The organism is Flavobacterium sp. P1_E4 (assembly GCF_056405915.1).
Map to the genome: position 1 here is coordinate 1 of NZ_JBFUBE010000024.1, position 18,641 is coordinate 18,641.

Annotated in this window: 13 protein-coding genes; 5 read left to right on the plus strand and 8 right to left on the minus strand. The window is 36.7% G+C overall.

All coding sequences use genetic code 11. The annotated features are described in order from the left end of the window. From AC1DY0_RS16675 to AC1DY0_RS16690, 4 genes are all read left to right on the plus strand, one after another. Window positions 1-2,519: ATP-binding protein (locus AC1DY0_RS16675; protein ID WP_477189715.1), on the plus strand; the 2,519-nt coding region annotated here is incomplete at its 5' end. 1 nt (window position 2,520) lies between these two features. Then, window positions 2,521-5,037: a tetratricopeptide repeat-containing sensor histidine kinase gene (locus tag AC1DY0_RS16680; RefSeq protein WP_477189716.1), complete on the plus strand. Its 2,517-nt coding sequence runs from the start codon at window positions 2,521-2,523 to the stop codon at window positions 5,035-5,037. Between the two features lie 111 nt (window positions 5,038-5,148). Continuing rightward, window positions 5,149-5,532 (plus strand): response regulator, encoded by a 384-nt coding sequence (locus AC1DY0_RS16685; protein ID WP_477189717.1) that lies wholly within the window; start codon window positions 5,149-5,151, stop codon window positions 5,530-5,532. Continuing rightward, on the plus strand, window positions 5,525-6,568 hold the full coding sequence (locus AC1DY0_RS16690; RefSeq protein ID WP_477189718.1) for an adenylate/guanylate cyclase domain-containing protein: 1,044 nt from the start codon (window positions 5,525-5,527) through the stop codon (window positions 6,566-6,568). Before AC1DY0_RS16685 ends, AC1DY0_RS16690 begins: the two co-directional genes overlap by 8 nt. A 98-nt stretch (window positions 6,569-6,666) precedes the next feature. Here AC1DY0_RS16690 and AC1DY0_RS16695 read toward each other — a convergent pair whose 3' ends face one another. The 8 genes from AC1DY0_RS16695 to AC1DY0_RS16730 all read right to left on the minus strand — a co-directional run bounded on the left by AC1DY0_RS16695 (window position 6,667) and on the right by AC1DY0_RS16730 (window position 17,603). Beyond that, window positions 6,667-7,083, minus strand: a complete 417-nt coding sequence (locus AC1DY0_RS16695; protein ID WP_477189719.1) for a (R)-mandelonitrile lyase — start codon at window positions 7,081-7,083, stop codon at window positions 6,667-6,669. Between the two features lie 98 nt (window positions 7,084-7,181). Continuing rightward, window positions 7,182-8,240: an NAD(P)-dependent alcohol dehydrogenase gene (locus AC1DY0_RS16700; protein ID WP_477189720.1), complete on the minus strand. Its 1,059-nt coding sequence runs from the start codon at window positions 8,238-8,240 to the stop codon at window positions 7,182-7,184. A gap of 304 nt (window positions 8,241-8,544) precedes the next feature. Continuing rightward, the gene (locus tag AC1DY0_RS16705) at window positions 8,545-9,648 is read right to left on the minus strand and encodes an NADH:flavin oxidoreductase (RefSeq protein ID WP_477189721.1); all 1,104 of its coding nucleotides are present in this window, start codon (window positions 9,646-9,648) and stop codon (window positions 8,545-8,547) included. A 431-nt stretch (window positions 9,649-10,079) separates the two neighbouring features. Continuing rightward, the gene (locus AC1DY0_RS16710; RefSeq protein WP_477189722.1) at window positions 10,080-11,498 is read right to left on the minus strand and encodes a TolC family protein; all 1,419 of its coding nucleotides are present in this window, start codon (window positions 11,496-11,498) and stop codon (window positions 10,080-10,082) included. Between the two features lie 64 nt (window positions 11,499-11,562). Further along, window positions 11,563-14,787, minus strand: coding sequence for an efflux RND transporter permease subunit (locus tag AC1DY0_RS16715; protein ID WP_477189723.1), 3,225 nt, complete (start codon window positions 14,785-14,787; stop codon window positions 11,563-11,565). Between the two features lie 9 nt (window positions 14,788-14,796). Further along, window positions 14,797-15,939 carry an efflux RND transporter periplasmic adaptor subunit gene (locus AC1DY0_RS16720; RefSeq protein ID WP_477189724.1) on the minus strand — a complete coding sequence of 381 codons (1,143 nt, stop codon included), beginning with the start codon at window positions 15,937-15,939 and terminating at the stop codon, window positions 14,797-14,799. A gap of 218 nt (window positions 15,940-16,157) precedes the next feature. Further along, a complete protein-coding gene (locus AC1DY0_RS16725) occupies window positions 16,158-16,736 on the minus strand; it encodes a TetR/AcrR family transcriptional regulator (protein WP_477189725.1) in 579 nt (192 codons plus the stop codon). Between the two features lie 93 nt (window positions 16,737-16,829). Next, window positions 16,830-17,603 carry a class I SAM-dependent methyltransferase gene (locus AC1DY0_RS16730; protein ID WP_477189726.1) on the minus strand — a complete coding sequence of 258 codons (774 nt, stop codon included), beginning with the start codon at window positions 17,601-17,603 and terminating at the stop codon, window positions 16,830-16,832. A 369-nt stretch (window positions 17,604-17,972) separates the two neighbouring features. On the opposite strand from AC1DY0_RS16730, the gene AC1DY0_RS16735 reads away from it, so the two are divergent. Next, window positions 17,973-18,626 (plus strand): TetR/AcrR family transcriptional regulator, encoded by a 654-nt coding sequence (locus tag AC1DY0_RS16735; RefSeq protein WP_477189727.1) that lies wholly within the window; start codon window positions 17,973-17,975, stop codon window positions 18,624-18,626. The last annotated feature ends 15 nt before the right edge of the window (window positions 18,627-18,641 follow it).

Here is an 18,641-nt window from a genome sequence, read left to right on the forward strand (position 1 = left end):
CGTTAATGGTTCTTGTAATTGTCATTTCAGTTGGTTCTCTGTATGCGCAACAAACTACCGTGAAATATAATTTCGAAGCCGATAGTGTACAACGGCTTTTGATGAAACATAGAATTAATGACGAGCAAAAAGTGCTCTGGTTATATCAGTTTGCCCGATTTTCTAATCACGGACTGGAATTTAAAAAGGGACTTATTGCAACCAAACAGGCAAGAGAACTCTCCAGAAAATTACAGTACAAAAATGGAGAAGTGCAATATTTCCGCACAATGTGTGATTTATATGGAAATAGTATTTTTTCATTTTACTATCAGAAACGGGCAGATTGGCTTTCTACAGAAGAGGAAAAAAAGGAAAATACCCGTATTTTGAATTCAAAAAAGTTGATATGGCCTAACAATTTGAATCATGAAAAAGTGCTGGGGCAGCTTACAACTGCACTTCATCATTTTGAAAAAGAAAAGGATAAGGAAATGCAGGCAAATATTTGTACTATGATGGCTGGGAATTATTTTGTGCTTGGAAGAGCAATAGAGGCAAAAAAGACTGCAGAAAAGGCTCTGTCACTTTTTAAAGAACTGAATCAGACTTTTTTTGTTTTCCAACTGTCTAGTTTTAAGATGACTGGTTTACTAAATGAAGGAAAACAGGAAGAAGCCCAAAAGATAGAAATTGAATTGGTAAAGATGATTTCTACTATTAAGGATAAAAAGTTAACGGCGCTTTTATCTCTTCCTATGGGGGACAATTACGCTGAAAGTGGTCGATTTAGTTTGGCTATTGAATATTATTTAAAAAGTGCTGCTGCTCTGGAGGAGGATCAAAATATAAGCGATAAAGATTTACTCGTTGAGATCTATAATTTAATCGCAGGGAATTATGAAAATTTGTACAATCATTCTAAAGCTTTGGAGTATTATATCAAATCCGAAAGCCTACTAAAAAAAATGAATAACACAGTTCAAATTTACCATGCCTACTTTAGCATCGTTTATCCTTTAATACAACTAAAAAGGTATGATGAAGCAAGGAAATATGTGGCGCTTGCTTTGCAAGATCCGAGAAAGGATCAAGCGCCATGGTTATTGGCCAAAAAATATGACGCATTGGGTCAGATTGAAATGTCGCAGAGCAATTACGAAGCAGCTATTCCCTTTTTTAATAAATCAATCGATTTGTTTTTAAAATACACTAAGATTGAATCACCCTATATCTATTGTTATTTGGCGGAGTGCTATCAAAAAACAAACAATTTGCCAAAAGCTATTGAAAATGGCCTTCTTGCTTACAGTGCATCCAAAACGTATACTAGTAAACGTATTGAATTAAAATCGAGTTTATTGCTGTCCCGTATTTATGAACAAATGGGACAGAAAAATGAAGCTTTTAAATACCTAAAGATCTATCAGCAATTAAAAGATGTGTCTGATAACTTAGATGCTACAAACCACCTTGCTAATGTGGAGATTCAGTCAATTCTCGAAAAAAGCAACCAACAAATTGAAAAACTTGAAAAGCAAAGATTAGACAAAGAAGCCGAAAACCAAAATCAGCGTTTATGGATTTTTAGTATAACAGGAGCATTGATGTCTGCCATAGTACTGATGATGTTGCTCTACCGAAACAATCAACATAAACAGAAAGCCAATGCCCTTTTGCAACAGCAAAAAAATGAGATTGACAATCAACGAACGATTGCCGAAAAAACACTCAATAAATTAAAATCCACACAGAACCTGCTCATCCAATCCGAAAAAATGGCCTCGCTTGGTGAACTCACCGCAGGGATTGCCCATGAAATCCAGAATCCGTTAAACTTTGTGAATAATTTCGCTGAAGTAAGCAACGAACTCATTAAAGAAATTCAGGAGGAAAGAGGAAAGAGTAATGGGGAGAGAAATGAAAAATTGGTTGATGAAATTTTAGAAGATATCAGTAAAAATCTGGAAAAAATAAACCTTCATGGCAAACGGGCTGACAGTATTGTAAAAGACATGTTACAGCATTCMCRTGCCAGTTCTGGACAAATGGAACCCACGGATATMAATAAACTAGCCGATGAATATTTGCGATTAGCTTATCACGGACTTCGGGCCAAAGACAAATCATTTAATGCAACTATTAAAWCGGATTTTGATGAAACTATTGGCAATATTAATGTCATTCCGCAAGATATGGGAAGAGTGATTTTAAATTTAATTACTAATGCGTTTTATGTTGTCACAGAGAAGAAAAAGTTAGGTGTGGATAATTATGAACCAATTGTTACAATCAAAACTCAAAAAACAGGGAACAAAGTTGAGGTGAGTGTAAAGGATAACGGCACTGGTATTCCGCAAAAAGTATTGGACAAAATTTTTCAGCCTTTTTTTACCACCAAACCCACCGGGCAAGGAACTGGATTGGGGTTGTCTTTGAGTTATGACATAGTGAAGGCACACAATGGAGATTTGAAAGTGAAAACAAAAGAAGGAGAAGGATCGGAATTTATCATTTGTTTAATCGATAATAAACTGTAAGATGAAAATGTATTCGTTAATGGTTCTTGTAATTGTCATTTCAGTTGGTTCTCTGTATGCGCAACAAACTACCGTGAAATATAATTTCGAAGCCGATAGTGTACAACGGCTTTTGATGAAACATAGAATTAATGACGAGCAAAAAGTGCTCTGGTTATATCAGTTTGCCCGATTTTCTAATCACGGACTGGAATTTAAAAAGGGACTTATCGCAACCAAACAGGCAAGAGAACTCTCCAAAAAAATACATTACAGAAATGGGGAAGTTTTGTATTACAGTACAATGGGTGATTTTCATAGAGATAGTCCTTTTTCATTTTACTATTGGAAAAAGGCAGATTGGCTTTCTACAGAATTGGAAAAGGACGAAAATTTTCGGATTCCAAATTCAAAAAGGTTGGCCTGGCCTAACAATTTGAATCAAGAAAAAATACTGCTTAAGCTTACAGTAGCACTTCATTATTTTGAAAAAGTAAGAGATAAGGAAATGCAGGCAAATATTTGCATTTTAATGACTGATAGTTATTTTATGCTGGGAAGAAGAAAAGAGTTAAAAAACACATTAGATCAGTCGCTTTCATTGTTTAAAGATCTGAAACAAACTTTCCCTGTTTTTCAAGTATCAAGTTATATTATGTTTGATCTAATTAGTGAAGGAAAACAGGAAGAAGCCCAAAAGATAGAAGTGGAATTGATAAAAATGATTTCAACTATTAAGGATAAAAAATTAATTGCACTTTTATCTATTGCTATGGGGGATTATTATTTTCAGAGTGGTCGATCTAGTTTGGCTATTGACTATTATTTAAAAAGTACTTCTACGTTGGAGGAGGAAATAAATACAAATGATGTAGGTAAGCTTGTGGAAATATATCGTTCGATAGCATTTAGTTATTCGGATATGAACAATCAATCTAAAACTTTACAGTATTTTATCAAATCTGAAAACCTACTAAAAAAAATGAATGATACTGTTCAAATTTATGACGTTTACGGTAATATGGTTTTTACGTTAATTGGGCTAAAAAGGTATGATGAAGCCAGGAAATATATGGCACTTGCTTTACAAGACCCAAGAAAGGATCACGCACCTTGGTTATTGGCCAAAAATTATGATGCAAAAGGGCAGATTGAAATGACTCAGGGCAATTATGCAGCTGCTATCCCCTTTTTTAATAAATCACTTAGTCTGTCTTTAAAACACTCTAAGATTGACTCACAATTTAGCTATTGTAATTTAGCGATGTGCTATGAAAAACTAAACAATTTGCCAAAAGCTATTGAAAATGGTCTCCTTGCCTTTGTTGCATCCAGAACGTATATTAATAGAGGTATTGAGTTAAACTCGAGTTTACTGCTGTCCCGTATTTATGAAAAAATGGGACAGACAGGAGAAGCTTTAAAATACCTTAAGATCTATCAGCACTTAAAAGATGCGTCTGATGACTTAGAAGCTAGAAACAATCTTGCCAATGTTGAGATTCAATCAATTCTTGAAAAAAGCAATAAGGAAATAGAAAAAATAGAAAAACAAAGATTAGACAAAGAAGCCGAAAACAAGAATCAGCGTCTATGGATTTTTAGTATTACAGGAGCTTTGATATCAGCTATAGTAGTAATGTTGTTGCTCTACCGAAACAATCAGCATAAACAGAAAGCCAATGCTCTTTTGCAGCAGCAAAAAAAGGAGATTAACAATCAACGCAAAATAGCCGAAAAAGCCCTCAATGAATTAAAAACCACACAGAACCAGCTAATTCAATCCGAGAAAATGGCTTCCCTTGGTGAACTCACAGCTGGTATTGCGCATGAAATTCAGAACCCATTAAACTTTGTCAATAATTTTAGCGAAGTGAGTAGTGAATTGTTAGAAGAGATGAATGAAGAAATTGAAAAAGGAGATTTTGAAGAAGTGAAAAACATTGCAAACGACATCAAAAAAAACCTGGAAAAAATAAATTATCATGGTAAACGTGCCGACAGTATTGTAAAAGGAATGCTGCAACACAGCCGAATTGGAAATAATGTAAAAGAACCCACTAACATCAACAAATTAGCGGATGAATATCTTCGGCTTGCCTATCATGGACTTCGGGCCAAAGATAAAAGCTTTAATGCCGACCTAGTTACCGATTTTGATGAAAACCTACCTAAAATAAATGTATTGACACAAGAAATTGGCCGTGTATTATTGAATTTATTCACAAATGCTTTCTACGCAACACACCAAAAGCAGAAAAAATCGGGGGAGGCATACAAACCAATGGTTAGTGTGAAGACTGCATTAAAAGATAAAGGAATTGAAATAACGGTAAAAGACAATGGCATAGGGATTCCGGAAGCCATCAAAGACAAAATTATGCAGCCATTTTTTACCACCAAACCCACTGGGGAAGGAACTGGTTTAGGCTTGTCATTGAGTTATGACATAGTGGTAAAAGCGCACGGTGGAACAATTACAGTTGATAGTTTGGAAAATGATTATACTGTCTTTACGATTTTGCTTCCAATTGGATAAAAGTATAAAATTCAAATGATAAAATTTGTAAATTTATAAAGATGTAAGTAGTTGAAAATTAATAGTTATTAGTTGTTTTTGAATATTAATAATAATTTAAAACAAGTTTAAATGAAGATACTGGTAGTAGACGATGAAGCCGATATACAACCGCTTTTCTTGCAACATTTTCGCAAAGAATTGCGTCATCATGATTTTGAGTTTGACTTTGCCCTTTCAGGGGAAGAAGCATTAGATTACCTTAAAGGCAAATCTTCGGAAGTAGTGTTGATTCTTTCGGATATAAATATGCCAGGAATGAGCGGGATAGAACTTTTGTCGAGAATACGACATGATTTTCATGGACCACAGCCTGTAGTGATGATGATTACCGCTTATGGGGACGAAGAAAATTACAAACAATCTATGGAAAACGGGGCGAATGATTTTTTGACAAAACCATTGGATTTTAATGTATTGAAAGAGAAACTAAAAAAAATCATGGACAATGGCTAAGATACTTGTAGTTGATGACGAAGCAGATTTAGAGATTCTGGTAAAGCAAAAGTTCAGAAAAAAGATTCGGGAAAATGTTTACGAATTTATTTTTGCACAGAATGGGGAAGAGGCTTTGCAGAAAGTTTCGGAACATCCAGACTTAGATATAATATTGAGTGATATTAATATGCCAATAATGGACGGACTAACTTTATTGAGCAGATTGCCCGAGGCCAACCCGATGTTGAAAGCAGTTATGGTGTCTGCTTATGGCGATATGCAAAATATAAGGACAGCTATGAATAGAGGTGCGTTTGATTTTGTCTGTAAACCCGTTGATTTTGATGATCTTGACTTAACCATGGAGAAAACCATACTGCATGTCAGACAATTGCAAGAAACGATAAATGCAATCAAAGAGAATAATATTCTCAAGATGTATGTTGATGAAAACGTAATTAATTTTATGACCAATAAGGAATTTGAGAGTAGTCTTCTTAAAAATGAAATGTTGGAGGCAACAGTGCTTTTTATAGACGTATGCGGTTTTACTACAATTACAGAGCAATTCCCGGCAAATACAGTCGTGAATTTACTTAACGGATTATTTGATACAATCGTAAAAGAAATTATAGCACAGGAAGGACATGTAGATAAATTTATGGGAGATGCAGTTATGGCTGTTTTTAGAGGAAAATATCATCTGGATAGAGCTATTGATGCCGGACTCGCTTTAAAAAATCAAATTAAAAATAGCGAAGAAATAATAGTAGGGGACAAAAAATACAAGCCGGAAATTTCAATTGGTATCAACTCTGGGGAAATGGTCTCCGGAAATATTGGTTCAGCATCTTTAAAGCGATTTGATTACACTGTTATTGGAGATGCAGTAAATACGGCACAAAGGTTGCAAAGTGTTGCCAAACCAGGGCAGATTCTTATTTCAGAAGCGGTTTTTAATATTGCCAAAGAATCTTTTAAGTGCGAACTTAATGGTGAATATGTTCTGAAAAATAAATCAGTGCCTGTAAACACCTATGAAGTAATTGAATGAGCATTTAAGTTGTTTAAAATACAAAAAACGTTATTACTTAAATCTTTAGTAATAACGTTTTTGGAGTAGTAAAATATTCAAAAATAATTGATTGTTATTTAGTGATTGAAACTATTGAATTCCTCATCGGTTACTCTCTCTAGCCAATCAACAGCTCCTTTTGAGGTTGCAGCAGTAATCGCTATATGGGTTAGTGCATTATCTCTTGAAGCACCGTGCCAATGTTTAACATCGGCGGGTATCTTAATTACATCACCTCTTTGAATCAACTGTATCGGTTTGCCTTTTTCCTGATAATAGCCAATTCCGTCGGTTACGATAAGGATTTGGCCTCCCGGATGTGTATGCCAATTATTTCTGGCTCCCGCTTCAAAGGTCACATTACCAATTACACTATTGAATTCATTTTCATTCACCAATAATTTAACCCAGGCATTTCCCGTAAAATAATCAGGATTTGCTTTATCGCCTTGAGGGAAAAGAGGGTTTTGTTCTATTTTATCTGTTGTGGTCATATTTTTTTATTTTATAGTTTCTAAGACACTAAGATTCTAAGTTACTATGAGTAAAAAAATCTAAGCAACTTAGAATCTCAGAAACTTAGTATCTTAGATTATCCTTTAAGTGAAGCCATATCAATTACAAAACGGTAACGAACATCACTTTTCAGCATTCTTTCATAGGCTTCGTTGATGTCCTGCATTTTGATTAATTCAATTTCGGACACAATGTTGTGTTTACCGCAAAAATCTAGCATTTCTTGTGTTTCAGCGATTCCGCCAATCAAAGAACCTGCCACCGATTTTCGTCCCATTATCATCGGAACAGTATTTAAGAATGGTTCCAAACCACCCAAATAGCCCACCAAAACTAAAGTCCCGTTGGTGTTCAAAGTCCCAACATAAGGATTTACATCATGAACATACGGAACGGTGTCAATAATTAAATCGAATTTTCCGCCTACCGAAGCCATATGAACATCGTCAGTTGAAATAATAACAGAGTCTGCGCCCAAATCCAAAGCATCTTTTTCTTTACCGGGAGTTCTTGAAAATAAGGTAACTTCTGCACCCAAACCTTTGGCCAGTTTGATAGCCATATGTCCCAATCCGCCTAAACCTACAACGGCAACTTTACTTCCTTTCCCAACTTTCCAGTGACGAAGCGGTGACCAAGTCGTAATTCCTGCGCACAACAAAGGCGCAGTAGCGGCAAGATCAAGATTCGCAGGTACTTTCAGAACGAAGTGTTCTTCAACCACAATTTTTTCCGAATAGCCTCCATAAGTCATTCCTCCCAAATATTTGTCGGGACTGTTATAAGTACCAATCCATCCGTTCGTGCAATATTGTTCCAGATCGTGTTTGCAGTTATCACAAGTGTGACAAGAACCAACCAAACAACCTACAGCCGCAAAATCACCCACTTTTAGTTTGGTTACTTCACTTCCTACTTTGGTCACTTTTCCAACAATTTCGTGACCAACAACAGTCGGATAAGTCGTAAATCCCCAGTCATTTCTGGCGGTATGCAAATCGGAGTGACAAACGCCACAATACAAAATATCGATTTCAATATCTTTCGCAGTTGCGTTTCTGCGTTGGATATCCATTTGTTTTAGGGGGGCATCAGCAGCTACAGTACCGTAAGCTTTTACATTTGTGGTTTCCATTCGATTAGATTTTAAATTATTATTTTAATATGTTATTTCAAGGCACATAAAGATACTGAGTTTTTGGTTAATTATTTCATATTGTGCGAATTAACAAAAGTGTTTTTATAATTTTTTAGGAGCAGAAAATCCATTTTCATAAACATATTCGGTCCCGCTGTCCACTAAATCTTTTCCTGGCTAAAGGAGCCAGGAAAAGGATATCGCTCCCATCGGGGCTAAACGAGAAATTTAGTTTTTCATAAAAAATTTAGCTCAACAGCATCCTAAAATTACCATTTGTGGTAAAGAATAAGTTATCTTTTTATAAAACCAATTCGCTCAAAGCTTCTTTACTGAATCCTACAAGCTGATCCGTTTCACCGGATTTTATTTTTGCAGTCCAGTTTGGGTCAGATAGTAAAGGTCTTCCAACGGCAACCAAATCAAAATCGCCTCTGTCGAAACGTCTTGTCAGTTCATCCAAAGAGGCAGGCTGAGAACTTTCGCCAGCAAAAGCACCAAAGAAATCACTAGAAAGTCCAACAGAACCAACGGTAATGGTTGGAGCTCCGGTTACTTTTTTTGCCCATCCCGCAAAATTCAAATCCGATTTTTCAAATTCGGGTTCCCAGAAACGGCGTTGTGAACAATGCAGAATGTCAACTCCAGCATCAACCAGAGGTGTAAGCCAAGCGTCTAATTCCTGCGGTGTATTCGCCAGTTTATAATTGTAATCAGAAGGTTTGAATTGAGAGAAACGCATAATCACAGCAAAATCATTTCCTACTTGTTTTCTGATTTCTTTCACCACTTCAATTGCAAACCGACTGCGTTCCTTCAATGTTTTTCCGCCGTAAATATCAGTACGTAAATTGGTTTCAGCTCTAAAGAATTGGTCAATTAAATAACCGTGCGCACCGTGAATTTCGATAGTGTCAAAGCCCAGTCTTTTAGCATCAGCTGCAGCTTTTCCAAAAGCAATAATCGTATCTTCAATATCTTTTTCGGACATCGTATTTCCGTTATTGAAATCAGGACGATTTAATCCAGACGGACCTTCAAAAGGAACTGGCGGAACCCAGCCCGAATGATGATTGTCCATAATTCCCATATGCCAGATTTGTGGTCCCATTTGACCCCCGCCTGCATGCACTTTATCAATCACTTTTTTCCATCCTTTTAGCGCTTCATCACCATAAAAGTGAGGAACATTTCCATCATTGGATGAAGAAGGCCTGTCGATGACAGTTCCTTCAGATAATATTAAACCCACTTCGCCTTCGGCTCTTTTTTGATAATAGGAAGCAACTTCATCAGTCGGAATTCCGTTTGGAGAAAAAGAGCGCGTCATTGGCGCCATTACGATTCTATTTTTAAGATTTAGCGTCTTCAGATTGAAAGGCGTAAATAAATTAGCTGTACTCATACTTTTTATAATTTAGATTTTATTAATTTTTATTTTTAGGAGCAGAAACGTTTGATATTTCATCAACAGTTGTCCCGCTATCTGTTGCAATCTTTTGTACCGAACACCGGTACAAAAGGATTTTCACTACACACGAGCGAAGCGAACTGGCGAAGCAATCGGGGCTAAGAGAAAACATTTGGTATTTTTATAATCATTCAAAAAAGACTGAATCTCAACCATAGCCCGCGGTTTCAACCGTGGGAAACGTTTTAAAAATGCAACGATTGCATGTAACCAACGATTGAATCCAACGGTTGAAACCGTTGGCTATGGTAAATTCAAAAGGCAAAACAGGCTTTTTTTCATAAAAAGAATCTGTGTCAATCTGTTCAATCCGTGTCATCTGTGTCCCATTATAACGCATAGCAATAACCACGCAGTTAGAAATATTATCTCCAGCCTCCGCCCAATGCACGATACAATTCGGTATTAGCAGATAATTGTTCTCTTTTTATGTTTGCTAATTCTAATTCGCTTTGTAACAAACTCGCTTGTGCAGATAACACTTCTAAGTATTCTGCCATTCCGTTTTTGAATAACATTTTCGCATTTTTGATGGCTAGTTGCAAGGTTTTTACACGCTCTTGCAAAATGGATTCTTGTTGATGTAATTTCTCCACTTTTACCAAAGCATCGGACACTTCACTAACCGCAACTAATACAGATTGTCTGAAATTTAAAACTGCTTTTTCTCTTTCGGCTACAGCGATATTATATTGCGTTTTTAATTTTTTATTATTCAGCAAAGGTTGTGTTAAACCTCCGGCAACAGTTCCGAACAATGAAGCCGGAATGTTAAACCAATTACTGCTTTCAAACGAATTTAATCCGCCTTGAGCTGTAATTCTTAATGCAGGATACAAATCGGCTTTTGTGATGCCTACATTTGCATTCGCTGATTTCAAAGCCAATTCAGTGCTTTTCACATCAGGTCTTCGACTTATTATTGAAGACGGAATCCCGATTGAAGCATTATTTTTCACTTCAACAGCACTAAGAGCTATGCTTCTTTTTTTCGAATTAGGAAATGAACCTGTCAAAACGCTCAAAGCATTTTCTTGAATCGCAATGTTTTGTTCCAATAAAGGAACCAATTGCGCCGCATTTAATTTCTGTGCTTCCGATTGCTGAATAGCTAATGAAGTAACCTGTCCTGCATCAAATTTCAATTTGATGATAGTGGTGGTACTATCTATTAACTGTACATTTTTCTTGGCGATTTCTAATTGTGCGTCCAACATCAAAAGATTGTAATAACCGTTTGAAACATTGGCCACAATAGTAGTCTGCAGTGCTTTTTTTACTTCTTCCGATTGAAGATAATTAGCAAAAGCTCCTTTCTTCTGGTTTTTGATTTTCCCCCAAATATCTGCTTCCCACGAAAGTGAAACTCCAGTCGAAAAATCATCAATATGTTTTGCGCCTAATGCCTGATCCAGAGTTCTTCCCGTAAAACTGTTGTCAGAAGGATTATTGGTATTGGCAGTCACAAATAAATTGGCTTGCGGTACATTTCCCCATTTGGATTGTGTGAATTTGTATTGCGCGATTTCGATGTTTTTAGTCGCAATCTGCAAATCATTGTTTCTGACCACGGCGCTGTCAATCAACTGAATAATATCTTTTTCTGTAAAGAAATTTTTCCACTCCAAATCACCGATACTTGCAGTATCTTTTGAAACCGATGCATTCCTGAAATTCTCAGGAAATGCATTTTTTGGAGTTTCAATATCCTTAGAAACAGTACAGGATATTATTGTGGTGATCAAAAATGCGATCATCACGGTTTTGGTTATATACTTTTTCATTTTACTTTTTCGTAATTAAATTTCTGGACAGCTATCTTTTTTACTTTCAAGATCTTTTGACACTTTATACGCTATGTACGTGAGGCTGATGATGATTGTCACCAGAATTGTTGTGATGTAATTTTCCATTTTTATTTTCGTAGTTATGAGTTACAGCTACTGGTTTTCCAGTAACTTTTTCTTGTAAATATTGGAATACGATGAATAAGACAGGGATGATTAACAACCCTAGAATTACTCCCGAAACCATTCCTCCGGCGGCACCAATACTGATAGAGTGGTTACCCTGAGCCGATGGACCTGTGGCGTACATCATTGGGATTAATCCAACAACGAAAGCCAGTGATGTCATAATAATTGGACGTAAACGAAGTTTGGCAGCGTCTATTGATGCTTTGACTAATGGCTGTCCTGATTTTCTTTTTTGGACAGCAAACTCTACAATCAGAATCGCATTCTTGGCAAGTAATCCGATAAGCATTACCAAAGCAACCTGCACATAAATGTTGTTTTCGATTCCGGTCAAGCCAATGGCTACAAATACTCCAAAGATTCCAGCAGGTATTGAAAATATTACTGCTAATGGCAAAATGTAACTTTCGTACTGTGCAGCAAGTAGGAAGTAAATGAATATCAAACACAATAGGAAAATCGTCGTTGATTGCCCTCCCGAAGAAATCTCTTCGCGGGTTTGCCCTGAGAATTCATAACTGTAGCCTGCTGGCAATTGCTGTTTTGCCACTTCCTCGATTGCTTTGATGGCGTCTCCAGAACTAAATCCAGGTTTCGGAATCGCATTCACCGAAATAGAATTAAACAAATTGTATCTCGAAGCCGTTTCAGAACCATAAATACGGCTTAGTTTTACCAAGGTATTTATCGGAACCATTTCGCCGTTTTTGTTTTTTACAAATACGCGGTCAATAGCTGTCGGGTCTGCTCTGTCGGCAATATCTGCCTGAACAACCACTCTGTAATATTTCCCGAATCGATTAAAGTCGGATGCTTGTGCGCTACCAAAATAAGCCTGCATAGTCTGCAGTATGTCTTTTACTTTTACACCCAATTGATCGGCTTTCTCGTCATTGATGTCCAATTGCAATTGAGGATAATCAGCTTTGAAGCTGGTAAAGGCAACAGCAATTTCTGGGCGTTTCATTAATTCTCCAATGAAGGTCTGTGAAATACCACTGAACTTATCTAGCTTGCCACCCGTTTTATCCTGTAATACTAAGTCCAAAGCTTCAACATTGCTAAATCCGGGTACAGTTGGGAAACTAAATACGAAGAAACTGCCTTCTGAAATCGCGCCCAATTTGCCTCGAACCTGATTCATTATTTCATCAATATTTTTAATACTTCCGCGTTCTTCATTTGGTTTAAGCAATACAAAAACAACTGCCGATGATGGGCTTGTAGAGTTGGTCAACAAGTTAAAACCTGAAATGGCAGTTACAAATCGTGAAGATTCCAAACCTCTTAAAGTATTCTCTGCTTTAGTCATTACTTTTTGGGTTCCGTCAAGAGAAGTTCCCGAAGGAGTGTTTACTGCAATAGCAATAAACCCTTGATCTTCTGTTGGAATAAATCCTGAAGGAGTCGTTTTTACCATTACAATGGTTGCAATTGTAATTAAAGCCAAACCTCCTAAACTAACCCATTTGTTACGAATTAAGAACTTTAGCCCGCCAACGTAACGGTTGGTTAACGATTCAAAACTATTGTTGAATCCAGTAAAGAATTTCTCTTTAAATCCTTTTTTCTGATAAGGAGCATCTCCGTTAGCGTGATTGTCTTTTAAAAATAAAGCGGCTAGGGCAGGACTCAATGTCAAAGCATTAACTGCTGAAATTACAATAGCAATCGCCATCGTGAAAGCAAACTGACGGTAGAAAACTCCTGTTGAACCTTCCATAAAACCAACTGGCAGGAATACCGCAGCCATTACCAGAGTAATCGAGATAATTGCACCCGTAATTTCGTGCATCGCCTCGTGTGTTGCTATTTTTGGAGACAGATGTTTGTGTTCCATTTTGGCGTGTACGGCTTCGACGACGACAATTGCATCATCGACCACAATACCAATCGCCAGGATTAAAGCAAAAAGCGTTAAAAGATTTATCGAAAATCCGAACAACTGCATAAAGAAGAACGTTCCTAAAATCGCTACTGGTACAGCAATTGCGGGGATTAATGTCGATCTAAAATCTTGAAGGAAGATAAATACAACGATAAATACCAATATAAAAGCTTCCAATAAAGTGTGTTCTACTTGTTCAATAGACTGATCAAGAGAAACTTTTGTGCTGTAGAAAATATTGTGTTTTATTCCGGTAGGAAAATCTTTAGAAGCTTTAACCATCAGTTTGTTAATCGCAATCTGAATATCATTCGAGTTAGAACCCGCCAGCTGAATGACACCAATTACAATTCCTTTTTTACCATTCAAGCGTGTTAAACTGTTGTAGGAGTAGGCGCCAAGTTCCACTCTTGCCACATCTTTTAATCGAAGTATGGAACCATCAGAATTGGAACGAATGGCAATATTTTGATAATCTTCTGGTTTGGTTAGTTTTCCTTTGTATTTAATCACATATTCGAAAACTTCGGTGCTTCTTTCTCCAAATTTACCTGGAGCAGCTTCCAAACTTTTGTCCTGAATCGCAGCCATTACTTCATTTGGCGTCACATTATGAGTGGACATTTGAGTTGGATTCAGCCAAACGCGCATAGAGTAATCTTTTACACCTCCAAAAATACTGGCAGCACCAACTCCTGGAATACGTTTGATTTCAGGGATAATATTGATTTGAGCATAATTGGCAACAAACGTTTGGTCATATTTGGCTTCATCGTCGGTGTACATACCGATTGCCATGATAAAACTGTTTTGCTGTTTAGCAGTAATAACTCCTTGCTGTACGACTTCTGCAGGCAATTGACTTGTAGCCTGAGCCACTCTGTTCTGCACATTCACTGCAGCCTGATCGGCATCGGTTCCCAATTTGAAGAAGACCGTAATCGCAAGCGTACCATCGTTACTGGCAGTCGAGCTCATATAAGTCATATTCTCCACACCATTTATAGATTCTTCCAGCGATGGCGCAACAGATCGCAACACCGTCTCTGCGTTGGCTCCCGGATAAACCGCCGTGACCAAAACCGAGGGAGGCGCAATGTCAGGAAACTGTTGTAAAGGCAATTTCGTAAGTCCAAGTACTCCTAATATCACCAGTAAAATGGAGATAACGGTTGCCAGTACGGGTCTTTGTATAAATATTTTGAACATCTGTGAAAATTATTTTTTGTTAATGATTTGAGCAATTTTAGTTGCTGATTTCTCAGGCTGAATCACTTGTCCTTCCTGAAGTTTGTCGATACCGCTTAATACAATTTGATCACCTGTTTTTACGCCGTCTTTGATGAGGTAGTTTACACCGCTTTTTCCAATAACAGTAATCGGCATTTTGGTGACCTTGTTTTCTTTGCTTACAGTAAATACAAAAACTTTATCCTGCATTTCTATTGTAGCCGATTGCGGTACCAAAATAGCATCGTCATGCTGCAAGCCCAAACGGATTTTTCCTGTGTTTCCTGAACGCAACGTTTTGTATGGATTTGGGAATGTCGCTCTTACAGTAATGGCTCCAGTGGTTTTATCAAATTGTCCATCGACCATGTCAATTTTTCCCGTTTGTGGATAAGCACTGTTATCTGCTAAGATCAAAGTAACAGGAGGCAGTTTTTTGATTTTGTCACCAATGCTGTTTCCGGCATATTTTGATTTAAATTGGATGAAGTCAGTTTCACTCAACGAAAAATAAGCATATACTTCCTGAACATCCGAAAGAGTTGTTAGTGCGTCAACATCTGTTGCAGAAACCAAGCTTCCTTGTTTTTTAGGCAATCTTCCGATGTAGCCATTTACGGGAGCTGTAATATTAGTGTATCCTAAATTGATTTTTGCCGATGCGGCAATTGCTTTCGCCTGTTCGATATTGGCAGCGGCAATTTTCTGGGAAGCTTTAGCCGATTTCAATTGATAATCAGAAACCACTTTGTTTTGAACCAGCGGAGTAAGTTTATCAACTTCAAGCTGAGCGTTGATGTAAGATGCTTCGGCTGCGTGAAGACTTGCCAAAGCTGTGTTTAATTGCTCGCGGTAAGGGCGTTCGTTTATTTTGAATAGAGTCTGTCCTTTGGTTACATAGGCTCCTTCGTCAACCAAAACTCGGTCTAAGTTCCCGCTTACCTGAGGACGGATTTCCACATCCACAGTTCCTTGTATGGCGGCAGGATATTCAGCATCAGTCGTAGTGGTTTCGGTAGTTACTGCCATAACGGGCAGGAGGGGAGCTGGCGCAGCGGCAGGTGCCTGCGATTTATCTGCACAGCTGATTAAAAATACAGCCATTAAACTTAAAAAGGTGATTTTTTTCATGATAGGAATTAGTTTTAAGTTAGTCTTAAATATTGTAGTTGTTTTTGAAATAAACGTTTCAGAATTCATCGTGTTTTTTATTTAAAGGTTAGTAATTGGCTGCAGTCATAATTCTGAAATAATCGTTTCAGAATCAATGCTGTAATTTAAAAATTGGTATGCTTATTGTATATTGTTTTCTGAAATAAACGTTTCAGAATTTAGGTAAAAAAAAACCGTTATTTAAATATATTTTTAATCAGGAATTCTGACATTTTTTTGATTTTGATTGGATTTCCATGAAGAATGTACGATTGCTTCCATCCTGTAAAAGAAGTGGCAATATATTCAGCCATTAATGCTGCATCTTCTGTGTCATCCATTTCATTGTCATCCATAGCTTTTTGAACTATTGTAGCCATAAATTCAATGAAAATATCATTGTTTTTACTCATTACATTTCGGACGATGGTGTCCTCCGGTGCAATTTCGAAAATCGTTTTCATTCCCAAACAGCCTTTATCACAGGATACAATCCACTCTGCTTTATCAGTAATTAATTTAATCAATGCTTGTTTGGCCGATGTTTCCTTGGCTACTTTTTCTCTTACTTCACACATGGCATTATCAAAATAATTGCCAATGCATTTCATAAATAATTGATGCTTGTCGCCAATGGTGTTGTACAAACTGCTTCTGTTGATCTGCATGGCATCCACTAAGTCCTGCATAGAAGTAGCATTATATCCTTTTTCCCAAAAGACATTCATTGCTTTTTCAATTTTTTCGACCTCGTTAAATTCTACACATCGAGCCATAAGACTTCATTATTATTTTGCAAATGTAAAACTATTTTTGAAACAAGCGTTTCAGAATCGATATTTTTTTCATTTTTTTCAAAAGAGCCATTTCTAAGTAACTATTTTATATAAACGACAAGCTAATATTCCGTTCAAAAAATATTTTGAATGTGTACTAGAAAAACATTGTTCTTTCAGAAGCATTTCTGTCTCTGGGAGTTGTTTGGTTTGCAGTTGTGTGGCCCATCGAAAGAGTAAATACAGGACTTTTAAACCCATTTGTGTACTCCATTTCATGAAGCCATTTGTTTCCGGTATATTGAAATCTGTTATGTATAATAAGCCTTTTGTGTTTAAATTTTGTTTGAATTTTTCAGCCAGCATTTGTACAAAAGCGTTATCAAACAGATCTAAAAAATAATTGCAGACAATAAGATCATAAGTCTGCCATTCAAGATCTTCAACGCCTAAGCAAGTAAATGTTACCCGATGAAAAGAATCAGGTCTTTTTTCTTTGATGCGTTTTTTGGCAAACTCAATCATCTTTGCCGAAGCATCAACATAAGTTATATGTATCTCCTTATTTTGATCTAGTACTTTCTGTAAAAAATAACCGGTGCCACCGCCCAATATTAAACCTGTTTTTTGAGTTGAGAGATGCGATAGAAATGCCAATTGACTTTTATTGATCCTATTGAATGAACAAATAGATACCACAATATCATACACAGCTGTAATGCGGTCAAATCCTTTTCCAAGCGCGTTAGTATTATTGTTTGTCATTTTTATAATTATCAATGCAGTTAATTTACGAAGGAAAAAGACCTTAAAACGATAAACTGTGCCCACAAAGTAAAGAAAAATAGTCACAATTTTGTCTTTCACAGGATTGTTGTGGAAGTAATCTATTTTTTTGCTTGATAAAAGTGTTACCATAAATAGGTTCTGCGTGATAGCCATTTTGCTAAACTTTATAAGTTTGATTCTTTTTTAAATGCTCACAGGCTTTAGGAGCAGAAAATCCATTTTCATAAACATATTCACTCCCGCTGTCCGCTAAATCTTTTCCTGTCTAAAGAAGCCAGGAAAAGGATATCGCTTCCATCGGGGCTAAACGAGAAATTACAGAATAGTAAACGAATTTATCTTCGCACAGCGTATAACTTTAAAAAGTGTTTTTTGTTGATCAGAGGACATCGTCTAGCAGGGTAAAAATAACTGCTATCATAAATAAATGATAAAAAGTTTTTATATATGACCAATCGGTCATATATTTGCATCGTAATTCTTCTGAATATAGAAAGTAAAGAAACAATTATCATGGCAAAAGGCGAAGAAACCAGACAGTTCATCATAGAAAAAGCAGCACCGATTTTTAATACAAAAGGGATTGCAGCAACGGCTATGAGTGATATTATGGAAGCTACCAAATTGTCTAAAGGGAGCATGTACGTTCATTTTGAAAATAAAGAAGTCCTTGCCTGCGCTGCTGTAGATTACAATATGAAAGTATTGGGAGATAAATTGATGGCAAGACTGGCCAAAAGCAAAACAGCCAAAGAGGAGTTGTTTACGTATATCGATTTCTTCAGTAATGCTGTAAATCCGCCCCTTACCGGAGGTTGTCCTTTATTGAATTTCGGAACAGAGGCTGATGACACTAATCCTGTTATAAAAGAAAAAATAAATAAGGGTATCAATTTAAATCAGAAGATATTAGAAGCCAGCATAAACAAAGGAATTGCCAACTCTGAATTCAGAGCCGACTGGAATGCAGTCGATTTTGCCACCGTAATCGTTGCCATGATGGAAGGCGGTCATTTGATCTCAAGAATGTCAGGCAATAATGATAAGATGAAAATAGTAGCCAATACTCTAAAATCAATGATAGAGGAAAACAGCCTCTAATTTTTTTTATCAAAA

Excerpts from the sequence above, each read along its gene's own strand:
- AC1DY0_RS16690 (WP_477189718.1), top strand. The coding sequence starts at position 5,525 with ATGGCTAAGATACTTGTAGTTGATGACGAAGCAGATTTAGAGATTCTG.
- AC1DY0_RS16685 (WP_477189717.1), top strand. The coding sequence starts at position 5,149 with ATGAAGATACTGGTAGTAGACGATGAAGCCGATATACAACCGCTTTTC.
- AC1DY0_RS16735 (WP_477189727.1), top strand. The coding sequence starts at position 17,973 with ATGACCAATCGGTCATATATTTGCATCGTAATTCTTCTGAATATAGAA.
- AC1DY0_RS16695 (WP_477189719.1), bottom strand. The coding sequence starts at position 7,083 with ATGACCACAACAGATAAAATAGAACAAAACCCTCTTTTCCCTCAAGGC.
- AC1DY0_RS16710 (WP_477189722.1), bottom strand. The coding sequence starts at position 11,498 with ATGAAAAAGTATATAACCAAAACCGTGATGATCGCATTTTTGATCACC.
- AC1DY0_RS16680 (WP_477189716.1), top strand. The coding sequence starts at position 2,521 with ATGAAAATGTATTCGTTAATGGTTCTTGTAATTGTCATTTCAGTTGGT.
- AC1DY0_RS16725 (WP_477189725.1), bottom strand. The coding sequence starts at position 16,736 with ATGGCTCGATGTGTAGAATTTAACGAGGTCGAAAAAATTGAAAAAGCA.
- AC1DY0_RS16720 (WP_477189724.1), bottom strand. The coding sequence starts at position 15,939 with ATGAAAAAAATCACCTTTTTAAGTTTAATGGCTGTATTTTTAATCAGC.
- AC1DY0_RS16700 (WP_477189720.1), bottom strand. The coding sequence starts at position 8,240 with ATGGAAACCACAAATGTAAAAGCTTACGGTACTGTAGCTGCTGATGCC.
- AC1DY0_RS16715 (WP_477189723.1), bottom strand. The coding sequence starts at position 14,787 with ATGTTCAAAATATTTATACAAAGACCCGTACTGGCAACCGTTATCTCC.
- AC1DY0_RS16705 (WP_477189721.1), bottom strand. The coding sequence starts at position 9,648 with ATGAGTACAGCTAATTTATTTACGCCTTTCAATCTGAAGACGCTAAAT.